Raw genomic sequence first — 3,103 nt, forward strand, 5'->3', positions numbered from 1 at the left:
ATCATCTTCAAATTTTTTTAACCCCATAATAGGTAAAAAATCCTCACTATATAGAAACTCAACCTCTCCGTTTCCATCAGTAGTTTCCTGCTGAATTATGTTCAAGGAATTATCCAAAAGATAACAATCTAAACCTACTATCGGCTTTCCTATATAATCAATAAATTTAAAATAAAATGGATCTTCTTTAGTCCCACTTATTTTTTTAATGAAATAATTCCAAACATCTCCTCCTACCAATACTTCAACATCTTTTGCCTCTATATCGGAAATTCTTGCACTTCTTCCATAATTATCAATTTTATAGTCCTGTACAATTCCATCATTCCCTTTCACAGACATAGTTAAATCGGAAAATTTGTTGGTTGAAAAAATTTCATATACATCTAATTTATTACTGTATTTTATTGGACTATTTAACATAGCTAAGCTAGGCACAGAAACATCAACCTTCTCTCCCCCTTTAAACACATGCTGCCCTGCCTTACTTTCAAACTTACCACCTGTTGTTGGGAATATTCCAGAACCATTGAGTTTTAGTTCAGAAGTATCCCCGATAAATTTGATCTCCTTAGGACTGGTGATATAAATCGTATCTTCTGTAGACACAATCTGAATTCCTTTACGAGCAATAATATCTGCGCCATCACCTTGAGCCTGTATTTCCACTTTGCCCTTAGCTGCATATAATCTCGCACCCTCCTGCGCCGCAAAAAGACTGATTTTACCGCTGGCATGCGCAATCATATTTTTTTGGGTGCTTAGATTCATACTGTCCCCAGCAACCTGATTGATTTGTCCATCTGCTGAGACATGAATATCTTCAGCCGTGCTTAAGCCAATTCCTGCTGGTGAACTAAGCAACATCATTGCTTTGTTAAATTTGGCAATATCTTTTTCTATAGAATTAGCCAGTTCTTTTAGCTGTTCTAATGACTCCAGCTCATCAGTTTGCTGATTTTTTGCAACTTCACTTAAAGCTTTAGCATTATTTTGACTGCTTTCAAGTTGTGTTTTTGCTTCCTCAGCATTGAAATGATCAGCTTTTGCTTCCTCTTGCTTATAGGTTGAAATGAGTAAACCATCACCTGCACGTACAGCCCCCCACTGATCTGTCCTTAACTCAAAGCCTTCTCCCCGATCATCTGATGTTTCAGTTTCTTTCGGATGACTAAGTTTGCCCAGATTTAACTGACTTGCAGCATGACTGTTTTGCAATTGAGTGCTGATCTGTCCATTGGTATCATCAAATCTGAGTTGACCAAAACCTGAACCACCTACCTCATTGGATCTGATACCACTTAGTCTACGGGTATCTGGAAGTTTCCCTCTAATGTCAAACTTGGTTGGACTACGCTGTGCTTCATGTAAACGTCCTATCACAAATGGACGATCAATATTACCATCGAAGAAATCAACAACAACGATTTCACCAATACGTGGTAAAAAACGTGCACCATAGCCTTCACCTGCCCAAGAGGTGACCACATCCACCCAAGCCGAATCGGTGTCGTTATCATTAGCCCCTGCACCACCATCATGCTGATGATCGTCACCTCGGGTAAATAAGAAACGAACCTTGATACGCCCCCATTCATCTACATAGATTTCTTCTCCAGCAGGTCCGACAACTTTTGCTCTTTGTGGATATGCTGTTGCCTTATGCGCTAATGGGTTATATTCAGGTACGACCGGAATATTTCTGCGCTGCAAAATGAGCTGATTTGCCTGACGCTCATCCTGATTACCTAAATTTTGTAGTTGCCAATGACTTTGGTCAAGTAGAACTGTTACCTGTTCATTTAAATCTTTTGGTAAATTGTTTTGGTTATAAAAAGACTTGCCTGTGATTAAAAACTCCTTGTCACTTCCAGAATGTTGGTCAATTTCTGGATGATCATTAAGGTTAAACCAATAACCGACTTGAGCATCACGCACAGTCGACTTGGCAGAAAACCTCTTCGCTTCAGCACTGTGAAAATGGCTTAGATTCTGATTAAAACGTTCGACCTGGCTATTTCCAGATTTTGTTGCACCATCTTCACCTTTCAGATCCTGCATCCATGCAGGACTAAAATGCCATGCATCCTCCAAACCTAGACTTGCATTATCCTGAGTTTCACTATGTCGTTGGTAGCTTAGTACTGATCCTGCGCCTTCATCTATATCTAAAGCATCAGCTTGCCAACGGTTGATATAAACAGATGTCGACTGGATACTACGTTGACCAATAAAGGAGAGAATACTGTCCACTTTCTCTGTAGCACTACTGCGATGATAGCTAATATCACGTCTCTGAAGTGACTGAAATTGTGAATGGTCATCAATTAAGCGTAACTTTTGACCTTGAATTGCTGTCATTTGCGTTGGCACGTATGGTTCGGCTTCATCGACCAGCCAAGTAATTGCTTCAGAACGCAACAAACGTGTTAAAAAATCCCAATCACTTTCATTATGTTGCATGATAAAAGGGCGAGTATCATATTCTTTGGTCAACCCACTGATATCCAGGGTCAAACTCGATGCAAATAATGAACTTTTACTCTGCCATTCATTGAAAAAAATCTGCATAATATCTGGCACAGATTTATTCATAAATACACGGCTGTTACGGCGTAATTTTAATAAACTGGTAGCATCCTGCATTTCTAATTTATAAAGAGTCAGGCTTCCATCGGATTGCCCTACATCTGCCTTAGTGATAATTCCTGTATGTCTGATTAACTCTCCCCGATCTGTCACAGTATCTACCGCAACCTGTGCCCCAATAAACGCCTTAAGCGGAATTAATGCATCAGTTGATACACACACCAGAGTTGCTGTAAAGCCATTATTCAAATAATGCTCGCCTTCAATATATTGAAGAAATACTTTCAAATTTAATGTGTTATTTGAAAATAAAACATGAATAGCACGTTTTTGCGCAGTAAGCCCTAATTGCTCCAGAGCTAAATAAATATTATTTATCATTTATTATAACCAAGCGATTAATTTAGAAAAATAAATTGGAAATTGAAATTATGATAGCCTAGCTGTGCTTATTTTTCCATCAACTTTAACATTTACTGTTCAATTGATAAGCAATATTTACATAAATATATTT

At 38.3% G+C, this 3,103-nt stretch carries 1 protein-coding gene; it reads right to left on the reverse strand.

All coding sequences use genetic code 11. The features are described from left to right. The coding region (locus KPC_RS18620) for a type VI secretion system Vgr family protein (RefSeq protein ID WP_146196667.1) at window positions 1-2,970 on the reverse strand (2,970 nt) is incomplete at its 3' end. Window positions 2,971-3,103: the final 133 nt, after the last annotated feature.

The organism is Acinetobacter stercoris (assembly GCF_900323515.1).
In the GTDB taxonomy this organism is placed as follows: Bacteria; Pseudomonadota; Gammaproteobacteria; order Pseudomonadales; family Moraxellaceae; genus Acinetobacter; species Acinetobacter stercoris.